The organism is Promicromonospora sukumoe, from assembly GCF_014137995.1.
Taxonomy (GTDB): domain Bacteria; phylum Actinomycetota; class Actinomycetes; order Actinomycetales; family Cellulomonadaceae; genus Promicromonospora; species Promicromonospora sukumoe.
In genome coordinates this window covers 449,108-472,524 of record NZ_JACGWV010000003.1, presented here as the reverse complement: position 1 = coordinate 472,524, position 23,417 = coordinate 449,108, and the positions used below count along the sequence as shown (strand labels likewise).

At 72.4% G+C, this 23,417-nt stretch carries 15 protein-coding genes; 7 read left to right on the top strand and 8 right to left on the bottom strand.

All coding sequences use genetic code 11. The features are described 5' to 3' along the window. Positions 1-14 precede the first annotated feature (14 nt). The gene (locus FHX71_RS26145) at positions 15-2,186 is read left to right on the top strand and encodes a hypothetical protein (RefSeq protein ID WP_182620420.1); all 2,172 of its coding nucleotides are present in this window, start codon (positions 15-17) and stop codon (positions 2,184-2,186) included. Positions 2,187-2,390: 204 nt separating this feature from the next. Here the strand turns inward: FHX71_RS26145 and FHX71_RS26140 are convergent, their stop codons facing one another. Then, entirely contained in the window at positions 2,391-3,263 is an 873-nt protein-coding gene (locus tag FHX71_RS26140; RefSeq protein WP_312877226.1) for a glycoside hydrolase family 19 protein, read from the bottom strand. A 311-nt stretch (positions 3,264-3,574) separates the two neighbouring features. After that, the gene (locus FHX71_RS26135) at positions 3,575-4,621 is read right to left on the bottom strand and encodes a LacI family DNA-binding transcriptional regulator (RefSeq protein WP_182620418.1); all 1,047 of its coding nucleotides are present in this window, start codon (positions 4,619-4,621) and stop codon (positions 3,575-3,577) included. A 312-nt stretch (positions 4,622-4,933) separates the two neighbouring features. On the opposite strand from FHX71_RS26135, the gene FHX71_RS26130 reads away from it, so the two are divergent. Genes FHX71_RS26130 through FHX71_RS26120 form a run of 3 tightly spaced genes read left to right on the top strand, consistent with a single transcriptional unit; the run spans position 4,934 to position 11,013 of the window. Next, positions 4,934-7,243, top strand: coding sequence for a discoidin domain-containing protein (locus FHX71_RS26130; protein ID WP_182620417.1), 2,310 nt, complete (start codon positions 4,934-4,936; stop codon positions 7,241-7,243). 57 nt (positions 7,244-7,300) lie between these two features. Then, entirely contained in the window at positions 7,301-8,773 is a 1,473-nt protein-coding gene (locus FHX71_RS26125) for a DUF1996 domain-containing protein (RefSeq protein ID WP_246403556.1), read from the top strand. Then, positions 8,770-11,013: a pectate lyase-like domain-containing protein gene (locus FHX71_RS26120; RefSeq protein WP_182620416.1), complete on the top strand. Its 2,244-nt coding sequence runs from the start codon at positions 8,770-8,772 to the stop codon at positions 11,011-11,013. Before FHX71_RS26125 ends, FHX71_RS26120 begins: the two co-directional genes overlap by 4 nt. 66 nt (positions 11,014-11,079) lie before the next feature. Here the strand turns inward: FHX71_RS26120 and FHX71_RS26115 are convergent, their stop codons facing one another. From FHX71_RS26115 to FHX71_RS26100, 4 genes are all read right to left on the bottom strand, one after another. Then, positions 11,080-12,720, bottom strand: a complete 1,641-nt coding sequence (locus tag FHX71_RS26115; RefSeq protein WP_182620415.1) for a UxaA family hydrolase — start codon at positions 12,718-12,720, stop codon at positions 11,080-11,082. Between the two features lie 91 nt (positions 12,721-12,811). Beyond that, positions 12,812-14,161, bottom strand: a complete 1,350-nt coding sequence (locus FHX71_RS26110; RefSeq protein WP_182620414.1) for an ABC transporter substrate-binding protein — start codon at positions 14,159-14,161, stop codon at positions 12,812-12,814. A 49-nt stretch (positions 14,162-14,210) separates the two neighbouring features. Further along, positions 14,211-15,155: a carbohydrate ABC transporter permease gene (locus FHX71_RS26105; protein ID WP_376770170.1), complete on the bottom strand. Its 945-nt coding sequence runs from the start codon at positions 15,153-15,155 to the stop codon at positions 14,211-14,213. A 37-nt stretch (positions 15,156-15,192) separates the two neighbouring features. Further along, complete coding sequence (locus tag FHX71_RS26100; RefSeq protein WP_182620412.1) at positions 15,193-16,116, bottom strand: carbohydrate ABC transporter permease; 924 nt, start codon at positions 16,114-16,116, stop codon at positions 15,193-15,195. 282 nt (positions 16,117-16,398) lie between these two features. On the opposite strand from FHX71_RS26100, the gene FHX71_RS26095 reads away from it, so the two are divergent. From FHX71_RS26095 to FHX71_RS26085, 3 genes are read left to right on the top strand one after another with little or no spacing between them, the layout of a single operon-like run. Further along, positions 16,399-18,450, top strand: coding sequence for a DUF6807 family protein (locus FHX71_RS26095; protein ID WP_182620411.1), 2,052 nt, complete (start codon positions 16,399-16,401; stop codon positions 18,448-18,450). Next, positions 18,447-19,640 (top strand): Gfo/Idh/MocA family protein, encoded by a 1,194-nt coding sequence (locus FHX71_RS26090; RefSeq protein WP_182620410.1) that lies wholly within the window; start codon positions 18,447-18,449, stop codon positions 19,638-19,640. The genes FHX71_RS26095 and FHX71_RS26090 overlap by 4 nt, the downstream gene beginning before the upstream one ends. Positions 19,641-19,658: 18 nt before the next feature. Then, positions 19,659-20,714 (top strand): AEC family transporter, encoded by a 1,056-nt coding sequence (locus FHX71_RS26085; protein WP_182620409.1) that lies wholly within the window; start codon positions 19,659-19,661, stop codon positions 20,712-20,714. Positions 20,715-20,850: 136 nt separating this feature from the next. Here the strand turns inward: FHX71_RS26085 and FHX71_RS26080 are convergent, their stop codons facing one another. Continuing rightward, positions 20,851-22,251: a Gfo/Idh/MocA family protein gene (locus tag FHX71_RS26080; RefSeq protein ID WP_182620408.1), complete on the bottom strand. Its 1,401-nt coding sequence runs from the start codon at positions 22,249-22,251 to the stop codon at positions 20,851-20,853. Positions 22,252-22,375: 124 nt separating this feature from the next. Further along, positions 22,376-23,416: a beta-ketoacyl-ACP synthase III gene (locus FHX71_RS26075; protein ID WP_182620407.1), complete on the bottom strand. Its 1,041-nt coding sequence runs from the start codon at positions 23,414-23,416 to the stop codon at positions 22,376-22,378. Position 23,417: the final 1 nt, after the last annotated feature.

Sequence of the window (23,417 nt, the reverse complement as noted above, 5' to 3'; positions counted from 1 at the left end):
CCATGATGCGCGTCATGTCTGCGCAGATCTTCGACCTGGTCGTCCGCCGGACGTGGCGCGTCCCCCTCACCGCGGTCTCGACCGGCGACGCCGCCTCGGTCGCCCGGCGGTTCGACACCGTGCTCCTGACCTCGGGCTACAAGGCCTCGGGCCGACTGCTGGGCTACCTGGGCTCCCTGGCGCCGCAGGACGCGCGGCTGGTGGCGGTGCAGACCCTCGCCGTCGTGCACGAGGCGGTCGGCGCCCACGTGCAGCACAACACGTACTTCCAGGACTTCCCGCAGAATGTGCCGGACACCCTGGACTTCTGGGTGTCGTGCCTTCGGGATGCGTTGGAGCGAGCCCCGGACGCCGAGGAGATCCTCGCGCGTCAGGGGAAGGTCAACCTGCTCGCACTCCCCCGCTACGGCCGCTACCAGCACACCTACGAGGAGATGGTGGCGGCGCACGATACCTTCGTGCCCGCGCTGAGCGACCGGCGCACGGTGCTCGACGTCGGCGGCACGCTCGACGAGGAGGCCCACCGGCTCTACCTGCACCTCGCGGGGAGCACGACGCCGCTGTCCGACGCCGACCTCGCCGCGCTCGCGCTGCTGGCCCAGCACTGCGGCGGCATGGAGCAGCCAGCGACGGTCCCGCTGCGGACGGCGCGCGCGATCGTCAACGCCACGCACCTCCTGTACGGGCGGGAGCCCCAGGTCGACACGGTCACCGACGTCCTGCGGCTGGCGTGCGCGCTGTCCGGCGGGGACGTGACGCTCGAGACGGCGACGCGGTTCCGGTCGCTGCCCCGGCCGGTCCGGCGTGTGCTGCTCGGCGCGCTCGACGCCGTCGTGGAGGCGTCGCCCACGAAGCTCGGTGATGTCGCCGCGCACCGCGAGAGGTGGAAGCGGCTCGGCGAGCGGCTGCACCCGCACGAGCACCCGGCCCTGCCGTCGGCGGCCCGGGTCTTCGCCGTCGCGCGCGGTGACGAGGACGCGCCGTCCCTGGCCGCCCGGGTCGAGCGGTCGCTCGCCTCGGGCTCCCGGGCGGAGGCGCTGCGGCTGCTCGCCGCGGCGCCCGGCACGTTCGTGCGGCGGGCGGACCACCTGCTGCGCTCGGCGGCGGACGACGCCGAGGCGGCCGCCGTGGCCGACGCCCTCGAACGGGCGCTGCCCGGGGTGTCCGGCCGGGTCGTGCTCGGGCTCCGCGAGCACCTGGAGAACCGGCGGAGGGCGGACGCGCGGCGGGCGAACGGCGACCGGCGCGTCTTCGTCAACCGGGCAGGCGGGGCGTGGGCCGTGCCCGACGAGCGCGCGGACCTGCCCGCGGACGCCCTGACGGCGCTGGCCCTGGCCTGCGACGCCGAGGTGCTCCGCCGGGTGCCGAGGCCGCAGGACCTAGTGGTCGAGCCCGATCTCCTCGACGTGGCCCTCCCGCTGTCGGCGCGGGCCCGGCCCGACGGCGCCGGGGTGCTGCCTCGCGGCTCGCGGACCCGGGTGACCGGCGAGCTGCTGCGGTTCTTCGTGCACTGGCGGCAGCAGGCCGTGGACACGGACCTCGACCTGTCGTGCCTGCTGCTGGACCGCGACTTCGCCGACGCCGAGCACGTCTCGTGGACGCGGCTGCGCGGCGGGGGCTTCGTGCACTCCGGCGACGTCACCGAGGCCCCGGACGGCGCCACGGAGTTCGTGGACGTCAGGCTGTCCGGCATCAGGCGCGACGTCGTCGTGCCGGAGGTGCACGTGTACTCGGGAGAGCGGTTCGACGAGGTCGCCGAGGGTTTCTTCGGGTTCATGACCCGCGACGTCGCGCAGGCCGGGCTGCCGTTCGAGCCGGCGACAGTGCGCCTGAAGTCCGACCTGGCGGGCCGGGGCCGGGTCGCGATCCCGGCTGCCTTCCTGCGTGCGGAGGACGGCTGGGAGGCGCTCTGGCTGCACCTGAACCTCGGCGGGAGGTCGAGGTTCAACACCGTGGAGGGGCACCGCGTCACCACGACGACGCTGGTCCGGGACATCGCGGCGCGCCGGTACCTCACGGTGCGCTACCTGGTGGACCTGCTCCGGGCCGACGGCGTCAAGGTGCACCACGAGGTGCCGCACGGGGCCGGACCGGTGACGTATCTCGGGTTCGGCGCCCCGGAGGACCTGCCGGAGGGCTCCCACGTGGTCACGCCGCAGAACCTCCTCGACCTGGTGCCCGCCTGACGTCTAGGGTGTCGCCCGGGCGAGGCCATGCGGCGACTTCCTTCTCCCTCTCTGGATAACCTAGCCGCCGCGCTCTCCTCGCCCGCTCTCTTTGCCCGGCGTCGTCGACCCCGGGTGTTGACCACAGCGGTTGCTGCCAGGACGGGCGTGCTCCTGGCAGCAACCGCTGTGGTCAAGGCATCTGGCCCCGGTTAGGTGAGCGGGTCAGCAGTAGAGGTTGCCGCCCGGGTCGACGCCCAGGGCGCTCGTGAAGCGCAGGTAGGTGTCGATCCGGCTCTGGACCTGTGCCGGGTTGCCGCCGTTGCACTCGATGGAGCCGTTGATGCTCCGGATCGTCTCGCCGAAGCCGGCACCGTTCACGATGGCGTTGTGCGGCGTCATGGTGCCCGGGCCGTTCTGGGTGTTCCAGTACCAGAGGCCGGTCTTCCAGGCGATCGCCGAGTTGGTCGAGACCAGGTTCGGGTTGTTCAGCAGGTCGATGCCGAGGGCGTCGCCCGCGGCCTTGTAGTTGAAGTTCCAGCTGAGCTGGACGGGCCCGCGGCCGTAGTACTGGGCGTTGCCCGCGGGGCAGCCGTACGGCTGCGTCGTGTCACAGTAGTGCGGGTAGTTCGCCGTGTTCTGCTCGACGATGTGCACCAGCCCGCCGGTCTCGTGCGAGACGTTGGCGAGGAACGCCGCGGCCTCACGCTTCTGGACGGTCTCGCTGCCGCTGTTCGCGAACCCGGGGTAGGCGCTGAGCGCGTCGACCAGACCCGCGTACGTGTAGAACGAGTTCCGGTTGGGGAAGAACGAGTTGAACTGCGCCTGGCTGACCGGGAAGTCCTCGGTGCCGGGCGGGTCGACCGGGGGCTCACCGCCGCCGCAGGTGGCGACACGCTCCCAGACGCCCCACTCGCCGGTGGTGCCGGGCGTCTCGCCCTGGGTCCACCACTTGGCGCGCCACGAGGCGCCGGCGTGCGTGACCAGGTTGCCGCCGACGTAGACGGCGCCGGCGCTCCAGGCCGGCGCGCTGCAGTCGGCGACGGCAGCGGGTGCGGCCGAGCCGCCCGCGGTGGCCGCCGAGCCGGGGACTGCCACGACCCCGGTCGTCAGGAGTGCGGCGACAAGGGTTGCGACAAAGAGCGGTACGCGACGAGCTCTCACGGGGAACCACCTCGCTTCGGGTCCTGGGCCGTCGTCGACACCGACGGCCGATTTGTTCAGGAACCTAGCAAGGTACGTCCAGGCTGGTCATGAGGGATTCCCACACGCGTTACCCGTACGTGCGGGGCTCCTGTGGGGGCGCCGGGCCACGCGAGATCGGTCGACTGTCTTCAGACCGGTCGGTCGATTGACCGGTCTCACAGCACCTGACCGAAGTCGGCGCCCCGGCCCCAGAGAAGGCCAGCTCACGCCGAGTCGCGGACCACCAGGACCGGCTCGAAGATCGCCGAGCGGACCGCCGGCTCGTCGGCGTCGATCTGCTCCAGCAGCATCCGCGCCATCTCCTCCGCCATCTTCTCGACGGGCTGCCGCACCGTCGTCAGCCGGGGGCGGGCCTGCACGGCCACGGGGCTGTCGTCGAACCCGACGATCGCGACGTCGTCGGGCACGCGCCGGCCGCGGGACTGGAGCACGTGGATCGCGCCCTGCGCCATGAGGTCGTTCGAGACGAAGACGCCGTCGAGGTCCGGCGCGGCCGCGAGCAGCTCCTCCATCGCGGACTCGCCGCTCTCGAAGGTGAACGACCCGGCGGCGCTGGGGACGAAGGCGTGCCCGCGCCGCGCCGCGGCGTCCCGGAAGCCGTCGAGCCGGTCGCGCGCGGAGGGGACGTCGAGCGGCCCGGAGATCACGCCGAGCGTGCGGCAGCCGCGGTCGAGCAGGTGGTTTGCGGCCAGGCGGGCGCCGTCGGCGTTCGCGAGGTCCACGTAGCTCGCGGGGATCGCGTGGCCCGGCCGGGCGAACAGCACGATGGGGCGCCCGGTGCCGATGAGCTCCTCGGGGAGCGGGTCGTCCGCGTACGTGGACACCAGCAGGGCGCCGTCCGCGTTGCCGAACCGCAGGTAGGAGGTCACCTGGCCGCGGGTCTGCGCGTCGTCGGCGAACATGAGCACCGGGTGCACGTCGTGGGGCCGCAGGGTGCGCACGAGCGACCCGACCACCCGGCCGAAGAACGGGTCGGAGAAGACGCCGGACAGGTCGAGCTCGCCCTCGGGGTCGGCGTCGGCGCCCGAGATGACGACGGCGACCGTGCCCGTCCGGCGCGTGACCAGGGACCGCGCGGCCCGGTTGGGCACGTACCCCGTCTCGGCGACCGCCTCCAGGACCACCTCCTGGACGGCCGGCGCCACCTTGCGCTTGCCGTTGATGACCCGGGACACGGTCGCGCGCGAGACGCCGGCGACCTTCGCCACGTCCTCCAGGGTGGGCGCCGCGCGCCGCAGGTCCTTGCTCACAGGCCGACGGTAACAGAGTAAGAGCGCTCTCCCACGGAGCTCGTGCGGATGAGATGTCGCGGATGCCGACTCCGCCGTCGGGCAGGCCAATCGATACGGAACATAGCCAAACATACGAAAGCGGCGCCCAAAAGCAGGTGAAGTCCGTCCCGCCAGCTCTTGACGCTCCACCAAGGGCGGGTCAAAGATGGGCCCGGTAAGAGCGCTCTCCCAACTCGCGGCGCACCGGAGCGACGCGAGCGCAGGCTCAACGACGAACCGCGCCCCGGCCGCCCGCACCTGGCCGACGAGCGGACGGAGAGGAAGACGAACATGACCATCACGGGATCACCCGGCATGCCGGCGACCCGGAACGGGCAGCGCCTGCGCGCCGGGGTCGCCGCCCTGGCGACCGGCCTGCTGGCCGCCGCGGCACTCGTCGTGCCCGCGGCCTCGGCGCCGGCGGCACCAGCCCCCGCAGGACCGGCAACCGCACCCGCCCCCGCAGCCGCACAGGCCGAGCCGGTCCTGCTGTCGCAGGGCCGCCCCGCCACCGCCTCCTCGGTGGAGAACCCCGACTACACGCCCGCGAGCGCCGCCGTCGACGGCGACCTGGGCACGCGCTGGGCCAGCGAGTTCAGCGACCCGCAGTGGATCCGGGTCGACCTGGGCCGCTCGGCCACCCTCGACCACGTCGAGCTGGTCTGGGAGTCGGCGTACTCGAAGAGCTACCAGTTCCAGGTCTCGGCCGACGGGTCATCCTGGTCGACGGTGTACTCGACCACCTCGGGCGACGGCGGCACCGACACCTTCGACGTCGAGGGGACGGCCCGCTACGTGCGGCTGCTGTCCACGGCGCGCTCGGGCGGTTACGGCAACTCGCTGTGGGAGCTGCGCGTCTTCGGCGCGGCGGGCGGCGGCACCGACCCGGGAGGCCCCGGCAACCCGGGCGACCCGGCCTACGTGGACCCGGGCCACCCGAACGTGCCGGTCCGGGACTCGGGCGCGAGCACCGTCGAGGTGGTGGGCGGCGACGGCGACTGGGACCTGGAGGTGGACGGGCAGCCGTACACGGTCCGCGGCTTCACCTGGGGGCCGGCGTTCAGCGCGGCCGACCACTACATGCCTACCCTGACGGCGATGGGCGCCAACACGATCCGCACCTGGGGCACCGGGGCGGACACCCGCCAGCTCCTCGACTCGGCGGCGGCGCACGACGTCCGCGTGGTGATGGGCTTCTGGCTGCTGCCCGGCGGCGGTCCCGGGTCCGGCGGCTGCATCGACTACCGCACGGACACGAGCTACAAGTCGACGACCAAGGCCGACATCCTCGCCCAGGTCGCGGCGTACAAGGACCACCCGGGCGTGCTCATGTGGAACATCGGCAACGAGTCCCTCCTGGGCCTGCAGAACTGCTACTCGGGCACCGAGCTGGAGGCGATCCGCAACGCGTACGCGGCCTTCGTGAACGAGGTGAGCGTCGCCGTGCACCAGGCCGACGCGAAGCACCCGACCACCAGCACCGACGCGTGGGTGGGCGCGTGGCCCTACCTGGAGCGCAACGCCCCGGACCTGGACCTGCTCTCCGTCAACGCGTACGGCGACCTGTGCAACGTGCCCGCGGCCTGGGAGGACGGCGGCTACGACCGGCCGTACATCATCACCGAGGGCGGCGCGGCGGGTGAGTGGGAGGTGCCGGACGACGCGAACGGCGTCCCGGACGAGCCCACCGACCTGGAGAAGGAGCAGGCCTACGTGGACTCCTGGCGCTGCCTGCGGGAGCACGACGGCGTCGCGCTGGGCGCCACGTTCTTCCACTACGGCATCGAGGGCGACTTCGGCGGAGTGTGGTTCAACGTGCTCCCGGGCGACAACAAGCGCCTCGGCTACTACTCGATCGCGCGGGCCTGGGGCGTCGACACCTCCGGGATGAACACCCCGCCGCGCATCACCGCGATGAACGTCCAGGGCGCGACGGCGGTGGCCGCGGGCGAGGAGTTCACGGTCAGCGTGGACGTAACGGACCCCGACGGCGACCCGATCGACGCCAACGTGATGCTGAACAGCAAGTACGTCAACAACGCGGGCGGTATCGCGCAGGCGGACTTCGACCAGACGGCGCCCGGCACGTTCCGGGTCACGGCGCCCGAGATGCTCGGCGTCTGGAAGGTCTACGTGTTCGCCGAGGACGGCCACGGCAACGTGGGCGTGGAGACGCGGTCGTTCCGCGTCGTCGCGCCGCCGGTCGACGGGACCAACATCGCGCGCGGCAAGACCGCCACGGCGTCGAGCTTCGACCCGTGGAACGGCGACTGGACGCCGGGCCGCGCCGTCGACGGCGACGCCTCCACGCGGTGGGCCAGCGAGTGGGGCCCGACCGCCTGGTACCAGGTGGACCTGGGCTCGGTGCAGTCGTTCGACCACGTGCAGCTCGTCTGGGAGACGGCGTACGGCAAGTCGTACCAGGTGCAGACGTCGAACGACGGGAACTCCTGGACCACGGTCCGGACGGTCACCGGCGGCAACGGCGGCGTCGACAGCCTGGACGTCGCCGGGACGGGCCGGTACGTGCGGCTCAACCTCACCGAGCGCGGGACGGAGTGGGGCTACTCCCTGTACGAGGTCGGCGTCTACCAGCAGTGAGCAGGCACTGAGCAAGGCACTGAGTCAGCACCGCACACCACCGAAGAAGGAGGAACCATGCGCACAGCACTCCGTTCGCCACAGCACGGCACGCCACGACACAGCAGACCTCGCGGCCGTCGGTCTCGCACCCTGGCCGGCGCACTCGCCACGGCCCTGCTCGCCTCGACCCTGAGCGCGGCCGGGACGATCGGCGCCACCACCGCCGTCGCCGACCCGAACACGCTCCTGTCGCAGGGCGCGCTCACGGCCGCGTCCAGCTCGGAGTCGGGCGGCCTGGGGCCGCGCTTCGCGGTCGACGGCGACCGCACCACCCGCTGGGCCAGCGCCCCGACGGACGACGAGTGGATCCGGGTCGACCTGGGCCGTTCGTACACGCTCGACCACATCGCCCTGGAGTGGGAGGCCGCGTACGGCGCGGCGTTCACGCTCCAGGTCTCGTCGGACGCCCAGAACTGGACCACGGTCGTGACCGAGGGCGCGGGCACCGGCGGCACCGAGGTGTACGACATCACCGCGACCGGCCGCTACGTGCAGCTCGTCGGCACGGCCCGCGGCACCGGCTACGGCTACTCGCTCCTGGAGCTCCAGGTGTTCGGCGACGGCGAGGCCGGCGGGCCGGAGGACCCGCCGCCGTTCCCCGGTGACGAGGTGACGCACCACGAGTTCCAGGCGAACTGCGAGTTCTCGCACTTCCTGCCCGACGACTCGATCGTGTACCCGAACCAGCCGGGCCGCTCCCACCTGCACACGTTCATCGGCAACCGCTCCACGGACGCGTTCACGACGCCGACGAGCCTGAACGCGATGCCGGAGAGCACCTGCACGGTGCCGCAGGACCACTCGGCCTACTGGTTCCCCGCCATCACCAAGGGCGGCGTGCCGGTCGAGCCGAACATCCCCATGACCGTCTACTACAAGTCGGGCATCGACGACTACCAGGACGTGGTGCCGTTCCCGGAGGGCCTCCAGTTCGTCACCGGCGACATGATGGCGACCGTCGACGAGTTCCGCACCGCGCCGGGCGCCGTCGAGGGCTGGGAGTGCGGCGACATCTCCAAGAGCTGGGAGATCCCGGCGCACTGCCCCGAGGGCACCCAGCTCAACATCCGGTACCAGGCGCCGAGCTGCTGGGACGGGACGCACCTGACGCCGGAGGAGTCCGCCCACATGGGCCACGGCTCGCACATGGCGTACCCGGTCGCGGGCCAGTGCCCCATGAGCCACCCCGTCGCGGTGCCGATGCTGGAGTTCAAGATCGCGTGGCCCGTCAGCGGTGACATGTCCGACGTCGCGCTCGTGAGCGGGTCCGACCAGTCGTGGCACTACGACTTCGTGAACGCCTGGGACCCCGAGGTGCTGCGCCGGCTCGTGGAGCAGTGCATCAACGGCGGCCTCCAGTGCAACCCGCGCGGCTACGACCTCTACAAGCCGCACCGCGGCACCGTGCTCGACGAGAACTACGAGCTCGTGCCCGAGACCACGGCCGCAGCCGGGGCCACGGCCGCGCGCGAGGAGGTGGCCTCGTGAGAGCGGGGCGCGTGTGGCTCGCGGCCGCGGCGGTCGCGGCCTGCGTCGCGGCGCCGCTGACGGCGGCGGCTTCGCCGGCGGCTGGCGGGGTCCCGTCGTCGGGCGCCGCGTCAGGCGCGGGCCCGACGACGGCGCGAACGGCGTCGGGCCCGGACCGCGCCGCGGCCGCCGCCTGCGGCACCACGAACGCGGCCCTCGGGCGGACGGCGACGGCGTCGTCGACCGAGGGGCCGTTCGGCGCGGCGTCGGCCGTGGACGGGAACGCCGGCACCCGCTGGAGCAGCGAGGCCGCCGACCCGCAGTGGATCCGGGTGGACCTCGGCTCGGTCCAGGACCTGTGCCGCGTCGAGCTCGCCTGGGAGACCGCGTACGGCAAGGACTTCCGGATCGAGGCGTCCGACGACGGCACCACGTGGCGCACCCTGAAGACGGTCACGAACGGGACCGGCGGCAACCAGTCGCTCGACGTCGCCGGCTCGGGCCGGTACGTGCGGCTGACCGGCACCGGGCGCGGCACGGGGTACGGCTACTCGCTGTGGGAGCTGCGGGTGTTCACGGGCGACGGCGGCACCACGCCGGGCGACCCGATCCCGGGCGGCGGCGACCTGGGCCCGAACGTGCAGGTCTTCGGCCCGGACACGCCCGTCGACCAGATCCAGGCGGCCGTGGACGCCGTCTACGACCAGCAGGAGTCGGACCAGTTCGGCGACGGGCGGCACCAGTTCCTGTTCGAGCCCGGCACGTACCCGGTGCACGTCAACTCCGGTTTCCACACCTCGATCTCCGGCCTGGGGGCGAGGCCGGACGACGTGAACATCACCGGCGGCGTCTGGGCCGACGCGGAGTGGTTCGAGGGCAACGCCACGCAGAACTTCTGGCGTTCGGTCGAGAACCTGGCGGTCACGCCGTCGGGCGGTGACATGCGGTGGGCCGTGTCGCAGGCCGCGCCCATGCGGCGCGTGCACGTCAAGGGCAACCTCATGCTGCACTCGTCGCGGTACGGCTGGGCGTCGGGCGGGTACATCGCCGACTCCGTCGTCGACGGGCAGGTCCGCGCCTGGACTCAGCAGCAGTGGTACACCCGCGACTCGACACTCACCGGCGGCTGGGCCGGGACGCTGTGGAACATGGTGTTCTCCGGCGTCGAGAACGCCCCGCCGACGTCGTTCCCGGAACCCGCGGTGACCACCCTGGACACCACGGGCACCATCCGCGAGAAGCCCTACCTCTACCTCGACGGGGACGACTACGCGGTGTTCGTGCCGTCGGCCCGGTCGGGTACGCGGGGCGCGACGTGGGACGGCGGGACGACGTCGGGCACCTCGATCCCGCTGGACCAGTTCTACGTGGCCCGGCCCGGCGACTCCGCCGCGCGGATCAACCAGGCGCTCGACCAGGGCCTGAACCTGCTGCTCACGCCCGGTATCTACGAGACAGAAGGGACCATCGAGGTGGACCGCGCCGACACCGTGGTGCTCGGTCTCGGGTACGCCACGATCGTGCCGACGGCCGGGCAGACGGCGATGCGGGTGGGCGACGTCGACGGCGTCCGCGTGGCGGGCGTGCTGTTCGACGCCGGGGCCGCCGAGTCGCCGTCAATGCTCACCGTCGGCACGGAGGGGTCGACGGCGGACCACGCCGACGACCCGATCTCGCTGCACGACGTGTTCGTCCGCGTGGGCGGCGCGCACGCCGGGCGGGTGGACCAGGCGATCGTGGTCAACGCGGACGACACGATCGTCGACCACATCTGGTCCTGGCGCGGCGACCACGGCGACGGCATCGGCTGGGACGTGAACACCGCGCGCAACGGCCTGGTGGTCAACGGCAACGACGTGGACGGGTACGGGCTCTTCGTCGAGCACTACCAGGAGTACAACACCCTGTGGAACGGGGAGCGCGGCCGCACGATCTTCTACCAGAACGAGCTGCCGTACGACCCGCCGAACCAGGCGGCGTGGAACCACGACGGCATCCGCGGGTGGGCGGCGTACAAGGTCGCGGACCACGTGACGCAGCACGAGGCGTGGGGGCTGGGGTCGTACTGCGTGTTCACGTCGGACGCGTCGATCACGTCGGACAACGGCTTCGAGGTGCCGGTCACGCCCGGGGTTCGGATGCATTCGCTGCTCACCGTGTCGCTCGGTGGGGTGGGCACGTACGAGCACGTCATCAACGGCGTGGGGCCGCGGGCGTCGGGCACGGAGACGATCCCGGCAAAGGTGGTGAGCTACCCGTAACCACGTGGAACGTGTCAGACGCTCAGGTCCCTCGGGGGACCTGAGCGTCTGACACGTGCGTGTGGGTCAGGTGACGGCGCCCATGTGCCAGGGGATGAACTCCTCCGCGCCGATCTCCAGCTCCTCGCTGACGGTCTGTTGGCCGGAGGCGACGGCGAGGATGCGGTCGAAGATCTGGCGGCCGACGTCGGCGACGGTCGCGGTGCCGTCGACGATGACACCCGCGTTGAGGTCCATGTCCTCAGACATCACGGAGTACATCGGGGTGTTGGTCGCGACCTTGATGGACGGCGTCGGCCGGCACCCGAACACCGAGCCGCGGCCGGTGGTGAAGACGACGACGTTGGCGCCGCCCGCGACCAGCCCGGTCACGGAGACCGGGTCGTAGCCGGGGGTGTCCATGAAGGCGAACCCGCGCTCGGTGATGGGTTCGGCGTACTCGTAGACGGCGGCCAGGTCGGCCTGCCCGCCCTTGGCGACGGCGCCGAGGGACTTCTCCAGGATGGTGGTGAGGCCGCCGGCCTTGTTGCCTGGGGACGGGTTGTTGTCCAGGGTGCCGCCCCCGGCCTTGACGTAGGAACGCCACCAGTCGATCCGGTCCAGGAGCTTCTTGGCGACGGTGGGTTCGGTGGCCCGGGCGGTCAGGAGGTGTTCGGCGCCGTAGACCTCGGGGGTCTCGGCCAGCACCGAGGTGGCGCCGTAGGCGACCAGCCGGTCCGACGCCCACCCGAGCGCGGGGTTGGCGGTGATGCCGGAGTACCCGTCCGAGCCGCCGCAGTTCAGGGCCAGGACCAGCTCGGACACGTCGCACTCGACCCGTTCACGCTGGTTGACCAGGGGCAGCATCTCGCGGACGGCGGCGACGCCGGCCCGCACGGACGCGCGCACGCCGCCGGTCTCCTGGATGGTCAGGGAGCGGACGACGGTGTCGTCCGCGATGGCGGCCAACAGCCCGGACCGCGACTCGTCCGGGGCGCCGATGCCGGGCATGCCGAGGTCGGCGACCTGCCCGGACCGGGCCGACAGGGCGGCGCCGGGGACCATCTCGCAGCCCAGGCCCAGCACGAGCAGGCCGGCGACGTTGGGGTGGGCGGCGTACCCGCGCAGGGTCCGCAGCAGGATCTGGCCGCCCTCGGAGTCCGGGACCAGGCCGCACCCGGAGGTGTGGGTCAGGGCGATGACGCCGTCGACGTTCTCGAACTCGTCCAACACGTTGCCGCGGAACTGGTCGGCGATCATCTTCGCGGTCGAGGCGGAGCAGTTCACGCTGGTCAGGATCGCGACGAAGTTGCGGGTCCCGACCCGCCCGTCGGCCCGCCGGAAACCACGAAACGTAGGCCGGACGCCGTCGGGCACGGGAAGCTCGTGGTGCGCGCCGCCCAAAGGCGCCTCCCGCGACCCGTCCTCGAACCCGAGGTTGTGCGAGTGCACGTGATCACCCGCCGCGATGGGAGCGGTCGCGACCCCGATGACTTGCCCGTACTTGCGCACCTGACCACCGACGGGCACGGCCCGCAGCGCGATCTTGTGCCCCCGCGGCACGGATTGCCCGACGTCGAGCTGCCCGACGTCGACCGGGCCGCCCCCGGGAACCACGACTTGGTCGCCCGGGCTCAGGTCCCGCGTGGCGACGGCGACGTCGTCGCCCTCCCGCAGCACGAGCAGATCATGTGACACCTGTGGCACCTCTCCTCTGAACCGTTTCATCCTACCCAGCCCCAGAACGTCGTTGAGTGCGGGATTTTCGTCCTTCTCGAGGCCCGAGAAGGACGAAAATCCCGCACTCAACGAAGGGGGGTCAGTCGGCGATGGCCGCGTTGACCTCGTCGATGAACTGGGTGGCCGCCTCTTCCGGGGTGACGCGCTCGAAGAGGACCTCCGTGTTGACGCGCTCCATGATGTCGGCGAGCTCGGCGCTGCCGTGCGGCGGGACCGACGGGTTGTCGACGATCTCGTCCTCGATGTCGGCCATGAAGTCCGCGACCTTCTGGTCCGTGGGCGACAGGTCGCCCAGGATCGCCTCGCGCACGTCGGTGTTCGCCGGCAGGCCGCGGTCGGTCAGCATGATCTTGGCGGCCTCCTCCGAGTTGAGCAGGAAGTCCACGAACTTGGCCGACGACTCCGGGTACTGCGTGTCCGCGGAGACCGAGTAGAACATCGCCGGCTTGTAGTACATGCCGGTCCGGTCGCCCTCGGACTCGCCCGGGAGGCGCAGCAGCTCCAGCTCGTGGCCCGACGAGTCCGACAGCGCGCCGAGCTGGTTGGTCCACCAGACGCCCATGGCGCCCTTGTTGGTGCCGAGCAGGCCGCCCTCGGGGCCGGCCGCCTGGTACTCGACCGTGCGGGCGGCGTCGGGCTGGCCGCCGCCCTCGACCAGGTCGAGGGAGACCTGGAAGAAGTCGGCGACGGTCTGCTCGGAGACGCCGAGCTCGCCCTCGGGCGTGAACAGCGTCTCGCTGCGCTGGCGCGCCATCACGTTGAGGCCGGCCTCGTTGAAGCCGTAGTCCTGCGTGCCCCAGACCTTGTCGCCGGAGCCCTCCGCGACGGCGTTCGCCGTGGTCACGTAGTCCTCCCACGTCCAGGTCGTGTCGTCCGGAACGTCGACGCCGGCGTCGGCGAACAGCTCCGGGTCGGCCACGAGCGCGTAGGCGTTGATGCCGGTCGGGATGCCGAACTGGGTGCCGTCGATCTGGCCGCCGGCCAGCACGCCGTCGTCCACCTTGGACGTGTCGATGTCGAGCGAGCCCAGGTCGGCGAGCACGTTCTTGGTCGAGTAGTCCGAGATGTAGCGCTCCTCCTGGGTGATGACGTCCGGGGTGTCGCCCGCGGCCACCGAGGTGGCGAGCTTGTCCCAGTAGCCGTCCCAGTCGGTGAAGTCGGGGACCACGGTGATGTCCGGGTTCTCCGCCTCGAACGCCTCGATGATCTGCTGCGTGGCCTCGTGGCGGGTGTCGGAGCCCCACCACGCGAAGCGGATCTCGCAGGGGCACTCCTCCGCGGCGGCGGGCGCGTCGTCGCCGCCCCCGCCGATGCCGGAGTCGCCGCCTCCGCAGGCGGCCAGGGTCAGGGCGACGGCCGCGATGCCCGCGGCCGAGCCGGCGAGCCGCTTGCCGCGCCTCGTGTTCGGTCGGTTGCCGGTGGTGCTCATGTGTTTCTCCTTCGGTGACGTTGACGTCGTTGTCGCATCGCGGGTGGAGCTACTTGATCCCGGTGGTCGCAATGCCCTTGACCAGGTACTTCTGTCCGAACAGGAAGGCGATGAAGACGGGGATCAGGGAGACGATCGACATCGCGAACAGCGAGCCCCACGAGCTCTCGCCCGTGGAGTCGACAAAGGTGCGCAGCGCGATCGGCACGGTGTACATCTCCGGCCGGGTCAGGAAGATGAGCTGGCTGAAGAAGTCGTTCCACGTCCAGATGAACGTGAAGATCGCGGTGGTCGCGAGGGCCGGCATCGACAGCGGCAGCATGATCTGCAGGTAGATGCGCAGGTGGTTGCAGCCGTCGAGGGTCGCCGCCTCGTCCAGCTCCCGGGGGATGCCGCGGAAGAACTGGACCATCAGGAAGATGAAGAACGCGTCCGTCGCGAGCAGCTTCGGCACGATCAGGGGCAGGAACGTGTTGATCCACTCGAGCTGGGAGAACAAGACGTACTGCGGCACGATCACCACGTGGATCGGCAGCATGATCGACATCAGCATGATCGCGAACCACAGCCGCTTGCCCCTGAACTCCAGCCGCGCGAACGCGTAGGCCGCCAGGGAGCACGACAGCAGGTTGCCGAGCAGCGACCCGAGCACCACCAGCGCCGAGTTGATCAGGTAGTGGCTGAACGGGTGCAGCAGCGCGTTCCACCCGTCCGTGTAGTTGGACAGGTCGATGTCGGTGGGGATGAGGCCCGGCTCGCGGAAGATCAGCGCGTTCGGCTTGAACGAGCTGGCCAGCATCCAGAGCAGCGGGTACAGCATCACGAACCCGAAGGCGATGAGGCCCACGTGCTTGAGCACGCTGCCCACCCGGGCCCGGGCGCGTCTTCCGCGCGGACGGACGGCGGCAGGACGGCGTCCGGCCGGGCCGGTCCCGCCGGTTCCCCCGGTCGCCCGGGAGCCGGGTCGGGGTGCGGTGTCCGACGACGGGCGCACCGCCGTCGGCGTCGTGGTCTGTGTGGGCGTCGAGGCGTCAGTCATCGTAGAAGACCCAGTACTTGGAGGCGAGGAAGTTGACGACCGTCATGCCGCCGATGATCAGCAGCAGGAACCAGGCCATGGCCGAGGCGTAGCCCATGTCGAGCGAGCCGAACCCCTTGAGGTAGAGGTAGAGCGTGTAGAGCAGCGTCGAGTCGGACGGGCCGCCGTTGCCGCCGCTCACCACGAACGCCCGGGTGAAGGACTGGAACGCCTCGATGAGCTGGAGCACGAGGTTGAAGAAGATGATCGGCGTCAGCAGCGGCACCGTGATGCTGCGGAACTGGCGCCAGCGCGAGGCGCCGTCGATCGAGGCGGCCTCGTAGTACATCTGCGGGATCTGCCGCAGGCCCGCCAGGAAGATCACCATGGGCGCGCCGAACGTCCAGACGTTGAGCGCCATGAGGGTGCCGAGCGCGTAGTCGGGGTGCGAGACCCAGCCCTGGCCCTGGATGCCGACGAGCGCCAGGACCTGGTTGACCAGGCCGTCCGCGCCGAAGATCTGCCGCCACAGGATCGCGATGGCCACCGAGCCGCCGAGCAGCGAGGGCAGGTAGTACACCGAGCGGTACAGGGCGAGGCCGCGCATGCCCTTGTCGAGCAGCAGCGCCAGGCCGAGGGCCGCGGCGAGCTGCAGCGGCACCGACACGAACACGTAGGTGAACGTGACGCCGAGGGACGTGAGGAACCGCGGGTCGTCGAACATCCGCGTGTAGTTCTCCAGGCCCACCCACTCGGGCGCGGAGAGCAGGTCGTAGTCCGTGAAGGACAGCCAGAGCGACGCCCCCATCGGCCCGGCCGTGATGAGCGCGAGCCCCACGAACCACGGCGCGAGGAACAGCAGCGCCCAGCGGCCGTCACCCTTCTTGCGGGCGGCGCCGGCCTGCTTGCCGCGGGAGAGCTCCTGGATCACTGACATGGGTCCACCCCCGCGCGGACGGGCCCCGTCGGGGCGGGCAGGGGCTCGGACCGCAAGGGCCCGGGCTCGCGGTTCGGGTGGCGCATCGCGTTGTCCTCCGGATCGTCGTCGATCCCCGGCTCGTCGGTGAGAAACCGGTCTCTGGTGGAGGAACGTACCACATGAGGAACCGGTTTCCCATGGTGTACGGTCACATCGGGAAACCGGTCACGAGGGGACCGCGCCGACGAGGGCGCGGGACCACACGCGATCCGGTCGGACAAGGTCACGGACGGAGAGCACATGGGCAGCGGCAGCGTTCGAGGCGCAGGTCAGCGCCGTGCGGTCGCCACGATCGGGGACGTCGCGGCAGCGGCCAAGGTCTCCCGGGCGACCGTGTCGCGCGTGATGAACGGGCGCAGCACGGTCGACGCCACCATCGCCGAGCGCGTGCGGACCGCCGCGGCGGAGCTCAGCTACCGGCCGAGCAACGCGGCGCGCAGCCTCGCGCTCGGCCGCACCCAGACCGTGGCCCTGGTGGTGCCGGACCTCGGCAACCCCGTGTTCCAGCAGATCCTGCGCGGCGTCATGGACGGCGCCGCCGAGGACGGCTACCGCGTGCTCGTCGCGGACACCGTCGAGGACGACCAGCAGGAGGGCGCCATCGCCCTGGAGGCGCGGATGCGCTGCGACGCCCTCGTGCTCGTCTCGCCCCGCATCGGGGACGCCGAGCTCAGCGCGCTCATCGCCGACGTCGAGCCCGTGGTGCTGGTCAACCGCGAGACCGGCGGGTCCGCGCCCAGCCTGGTCGTGGACTACGAGGACGCCGCCGTCCAGGTGGTCGAGCACCTCGTGGCGCTCGGCCACCGCCGCATGGTCTACCTGGGCGGGCCCGTGCGCAGCGCGTCCGACGAGCTGCGCCGCGCCGGCCTGGCACGGGTCCGGGAGCGGCACGCCGACCTGGAGATCCTCGACCTGCCCGCCGGGCCGGACATCCAGGCCGGCCACGCCGCCGCGCCCGCCGTGCTCGCCACCCGCGCCACCGCGGCCGTGGCCTTCAACGACCTCGTCGCGTTCGGGCTGCTCGCCGGCCTGAACGAGGCCGGGGTGGCCGTGCCCGCCGACATCTCGGTGGCCGGCTTCGACGACATCGAGCTGTCCCGCTACGCCACACCCGCGCTGACGACGGTCGCGGTGCCACAGGCCGAGCTCGGCCGACATGCCTGGAGGGAGCTGCACGCCGTGATCGACGACGACGCCCACCCCGCACGCTCTGCACGGTTCACACCCAGCCTGGAGGTGCGCGGCAGCACCGGCCCCGTGCCGCAGGGGCCGGAACGCGTGCACATCACCGACGACGATCTCGCCGTCGCGCAGCCGGAGGAGGTGCCCACCGTGCCGCCCACCGCCGCGCCGGTCTGGTCGGTGCCTACCGATCCCGCCGCCGACGCCGTGGTCCTGACCTGCGGCGACGGCCTGGAGCTGGTGCGCCGCGACGGCGGCGAGCGCATGCCGAAGGTGCACGCCCGGCGGCCGTACCTGCACCCCGTGCACACCCTGGCGGGCACCCCGCTCACCGACGTGAGCCCGGTGGACCACCGGCACCACTACGGCGTGGGCATCGCCGTGCCCGACGTGAACGGCACGAGCCACTGGGGCGGGCGCACGTTCATCGAGGACGTGGGCCCGACGCTGCTGAAGAACCACGGCCGGCAGACGTCGGCGGGGCTCCGGGTGGAGCCCTTGGTTGGTTCTTCGAGCGCCCCGGGCGCTCTCAGGGCCGCCGGCGAGACCCTGGTCGAGGACGTGCTGTGGTCCGACGAGCACGGCGAGCCGCAGCTCCGCGAGGAGCGCCGCATCTCGGCGCGCCTGCTCCCCCTGGCCCCGGGCTCCGACGCGGCCCCCGGCTGGGTGCTCGACTGGCGCTCCACGCTGCACGCCGACCACGGCCCGCTGGAGATCCGCTCGCCCGCCACCAACGGGCGGCCGGGCGCCGGGTACGGCGGCCTGTTCTGGCGCCTGCCGATCGCCGAGAGCACCACGGTGCTGTCGGCCGCGGGTACGGGCGAGAACCGGGCGCACGGCAGCACGTCGCCGTGGGTCGCGTTCGTGCAGCAGCAGGGCGGCCGCTCCACGACGCTCCTGCTGGTGCAGCCGGGCCAGGTGCGGCCGTGGTTCCTGCGTTCGGCCGAGTACCCGGGCGCCTGCCCGGCGCTCGCCTGGGACGCTCCGCTCGTCGTGCCCGACGGCGGCGCCGTGCAGCTCGACCTCGTCGCGGTGCTGCTGGACACCGAGCTCACGGCGGCCGCGGCCGAGGCTCTCGCCGCCGACCTGACCGACGGCGGCCGGCGGTGAGCCTGCCCAAGGTCGCCGTGGTGGGCATCCACGGCCACGGCGGCTCCCACCTGCGGGCGGTCGCCGAGCTGGAGCACCGGGGGCTGGCGCGGCTGAGCGCCGTCGTCGACCCGCGGGAACCGGACGACGCCCCCGCGTCGTGGTTCGCGAGCCTGGGCGACCTGCTCTCGGCCGGCGCCGACGCGCTGCCCGACGTCGTCGTGCTGTCCACGCCGATCCACACCCACCTGCCGCTCGCGCGCGCCGCGCTGGAGGCCGGGATCGACGTGCTGCTGGAGAAGCCGACCACCGCGAGCCTGGCGGAGCACGCCGAGCTCGTCGCCGTCGTCGAGCGGACCGGGCGGATGTGCCAGGTGGGCTTCCAGACCTTCGGGTCGCACGCGCTGCCCGCCGTCGCCGACATGATCGCGCGCGGCGAGGTGGGGCAGGTGACCGGGATCGGCGCCGTCGGCACCTGGGTACGGACCGCCGCGTACTGGACGCGCTCGTCGTGGGCGGGACGGCGGCGCATGGGCGACCGGGCCGTGGTCGACGGCGTCGTCACCAACCCGCTGGCGCACGCCGTGGCCAGCGCCCTGCGCGTGGGCGGCGCCCGGACCAGCACGGACCTCGCGTACGTGAACACGGACCTGTGGCGGGCCAACCCGATCGAGGCCGACGACACCTCGTCGCTCCGGGCCGTGGGCACGGACGGCACGCGGTACGGGTTCGGACTCACGCTGTGCGCACCGGAGCGCACGCCGGCCCGCGTCATCGTGCAGGGCACCGACGGCGAGATCGAGTACGAGTACGAGCGCGACCTGGTGCGGCTGCGCACCGGGCGCGTGGTCGCCGAGAAGCAGTACGAGCGGACCGGCCTGCTGGAGAACCTGCTGCGCGCCCGGGCGGGCGACGAGCGGCTGCTGTGCGACGTCCGGGACACCGGCGCGTTCATGCAGGTCCTGGAGGCCGTGCGCACCGCGCCGGACCCGGCGCCCGTGGGCGACGCGTTCGTCGAATGGGTGGACGGGGTCGCTCCGGTCGCGGGCGGGCCGGGCGGGCCCGGCGGCGTCGGGCAGGGAAATCCCGAGGGGGACGCGCGGCACCCCGTGGTGCGCGACGTCGTCGAGTGGTGCGAGCGCGCAGCGCGCGAGCAGCGCACGTTCACGGAGCTGGGTGCCCCGTGGACGCTCCCGACGTCGTCCCGGTGAGCGTGACAGGGTGCACGGGTGCTGCCCGTCCTGACTGCCATCGGTTCCATGGCCTGCGTGGTCGCGCTCGGCTGGGTGATCCAGCGGACCGGTCTGCTGGCCGGCCGCGGTCTTCCCCGCGGGATCGCGCGCGACGGGGCGGGTCACCGGGGCGGTGACGGCGGGGCCGGTGCCCGGCAGACCCTGGCGACGCTGTCGTTCACGATCTGCGCGCCGGCCCTGATGTTCAGCACGCTGGCCTCGACGGACCTCGCGCACGTGCTCTCGCGCGGCGCGGCCGTCACGTGGATCACGACGGCGGTGCTCGGCCTGGCCACGGCCGCCGCGGCGCGCTGGCTGCTGCGGCTGCCCGCGGGCCCCGCCGCCGTCACGACGCTCGCCGCGGTCTACGTCAACGGCGGCAACATCGGGCTGCCGCTGGCGGTCTACCTGTTCGACGACGCCCTCGCCGTCGTGCCCACGCTGCTCTTCCAGCTCCTGGTGCTGGCGCCGCTGACCCTCTCGGCGCTCGACCGCGCGACGGCGTCGGCCGACGGCGGGACCCCCGCCCGGTCGGGCTGGCGGTCGATGGGGCAGGTGTTCCTCGCGGCGTTCCGGAACCCGATCACGCTGGGCACGGTCGCGGGCCTGCTCGTCGCGGTCGTGTCGGAGCTGACCGGCGCGCGGCTGCCCGACGTCGTGCTGCTGCCCTTCGACCTGATCGGCGCCGCCGCGCCACCGCTGGGCCTGCTCACGTTCGGCATGACGCTCGCCGTGCCCATGCCGGCCGCCGATGCCGACCTCGGCGTGGCCGCCGGGCGGGGCCGCCGGCTCGTGGGCTGGGTGATCGCGATCGCGGTGCTGGTGCGCAACCTGCTGCACCCGCTCGCGGCGTGGGCCCTGGGCACGGCGGTGGGGCTGGACGCGCCCGCGCTCGCCCTGGTGGTGACGATGGCCGCGCTGCCGACGGCGGTGAACGTCACGACGTACGCGACGCGGTACGGGGTGTTCGACGGCGTCGCGGCGCGCGCGACGGTGTGGACGACGGCGCTGTGCGTGCCGGTGCTGGTCGCGATCGGCGCGCTGCTCGTCTGACGGGGCTGTCCCCCTCTCCTTTGAGACCTAAGTTTCTTCGCTTTGAGTCGCTTCAAAGCGAAGAAACTTAGGTCTCGAAGGAGAGGGGGACAGCCGCGGAGAGATCAGCCAGGTTGAGCTGGGGCCCGTCGCCGGGTCAGATGCCCAGGTTCAGGTCCTCGATGCGGACCGGGTCGCCCGTCTCCAGCGAGCGGTTGCCCGCGTAGCCCACCGACGACGCCCGGACGCCGTCGACGTACCCGGCCGCGCGCGCCAGCGGGTCAGCCTCCTCGGACGGCTTGAAGACGTCGGCCAGCAGCAGCGCGTCGCCGCCGCCGTGCCCGCCGCCGCCGCGCACGATCGGCCGGTCCTCGGCACGCTCCCAGTGCCGCTGCACCACGAGCCGCTCCCCGACCGGCCGTACGGTGTCCTGCTCGAAGACCTCGGTGGCGCTCGGGTCGAGGATCGCGGCCTCGCCGTCGCCGAACTCCACGGACCCGCGCTCGGTGACCTCCAGCTCCGCGCGCCCGCGCGTGCCGTTGACCACCACGCGGTAGCCCTCCCACGGCGCGTGCGCGGTGAGCGAGTAGGTCAGCAGCGCGCCGCCCTCGTACTCGACGACGAGCCCGAGGGTGTCCTCGGTGGTGATGCCGGCGTCGAACACCGACCGGTTGCGCACATAGCCGTCCACCGCCTGGGCCTCGGGGCCGTAGAGCGTGGACAGCCACTCGTTCTTCTCGACGGAGAGCTGCCACGGGTCGACGCCGCGCTCGTTGAGGGCCCGCTCACCCGCCGTGGGCTCGTAGTCCGTCTCGTGCGCGCCGTCGTCGCCGTAGAAGCGCCGCCCGCCCGTGGCGAAGACGCGCGTGGGAACGCCGTCGATCCACCAGTTGACCAGGTCGAAGTGGTGGCTCGACTTGTGCACCAGGAGGCCGCCGTTGTTCACCTTCTCGCGGTGCCAGCGGCGGAAGTAGTCGGCGCCGTGCACGGTGTCCAGCGCCCAGTCGAAGTGGACCGACAGCACCTTGCCGATCTCGCCGCTCGCGATCACCTCGCGCAGCGCGCTGTTGCGAGGCGAGTAGCGGTAGTTGAACGTCGTGACCAGGCCCCTGCCCGTCTCGGCCACGGCGTCCACGATCTGCCGGGCCTGGTCGGGGTGGGCGGCGATGGGCTTCTCCACGACGACGTCGGCACCGGCCCGCAGGGCGCGGGTGACCAGGTCGGCGTGCGTGCGGTCGACGGAGGTGACGATCACGCGGTCCACGGAGTGCTCCGCGATCGCCTTCTCCAGGTCGTCCGGTGCGTACACGGGGCGGATGCCGCCGAGCGCGGCGGCGACCCGCGCCTCGTAGGCCGCGGCCCGCACGGGGTTGGGCTCGACCCAGGCGACGATCTCGCCGTCGGGCGCGTGCGTGCCGATCAGGGCGTCCACGTACATGGACGCGCGGTGCCCCGTCCCGACCACCGCGTAGCGGCGGCGCCCCTCGGGCAGCGGTCCCGACGGCGGCGCGGGCTCGTGGGTCGGGCCGGTGATCGGCTCGGTGGTCGGCTCAGGCATCGGTGGAGAGCTCCTTCGGTCGTCGTCGACGTCGGGTGGATGGGACTGAAACGATACGACGCCGGGAAAGCGCTGTCCATGCCCTCCGCGCAGTAACCGCCCCGCTACCGAGACGCCCCACCACTCACCGCTCCGGCGTCAGCACCACCTGGCCGGCCCACGCGAACCCGCCGCCGAACCCGAACAGCAGCGCGGGCACGCCCGCCGGGATCTTGCCCGCGTGCCACCACTTGGACAGCCCCAGCGGGATCGACGCCGCGGACGTGTTGCCCGACTCCGTGATGTCCGTGACGACGACCTTGCCCTCCATGCCGAGCGCCTTGGCCAGCGGCTCGATGATCCGCAGGTTGGCCTGGTGCGCCACGAGCACCTCGATGTCGTCGAGGCTCAGCCCGGACGCCGCCACGACGTCCCGGGCCCGGTCGGCGGCCCGCGTGATGGCCCACTTGAACACCGAACGGCCGTCCTGCTGGAACTTGACCTCGGGCGCCTCGATCCGCACCGCGGGCGTGAGCTCCGGCTCGGTGCCCCACACCACGGGCCCGACGGCGGGCGCGTCCGCCGCCTGCAGCACCGCCGCCCCGGCGCCGTCCGCCGTGAGGATGCACGTCGAGCGGTCGGTCCAGTCGGTGTACGCGGTGAGCTTCTCCGCGCCGATCACCAGCGCCGTGCGCGCCGAGCCGGTGCGGATCGCCTGGTCGGCGACGCCGACGCCGTGCGCGAACCCGGAGCACGCCACGTTGAGGTCCAGCGCCGCCGGGCCCACGACGTTGCGCAGGTCCGGCGCCTCCTCGCCCTCGGGCGTCGAGGCGCCGGGCTGGACGCCGGTGCGCAGCGCGTACGCGACCCGGCCGGCGGTGTTCGGCGACCGGTCGTCGTTCGTGGCGGTCGCGACGATCACGAGGTCGACGTCGTCCGCGGTCAGCCCGGCATCGTCGAGCGCGTGGCGCGCCGCCGCCGTGGCCATGTCGGCGACCGTGACGTCGTCGGCCGCGACGTGGCGCGTGATGATGCCGGTGCGCGACCGGATCCACTCGTCGTTGGTCTCGACCCGCTGCGCGATGTCGTCGTTCGTCAGGGTCTGCGGTGGCTGGTGGTGCCCCAGACCGACGATGCGGGAGCCGGCAGCGCCGGGCGGGAGCGTGAGAGCGGACGACGTAGCCATG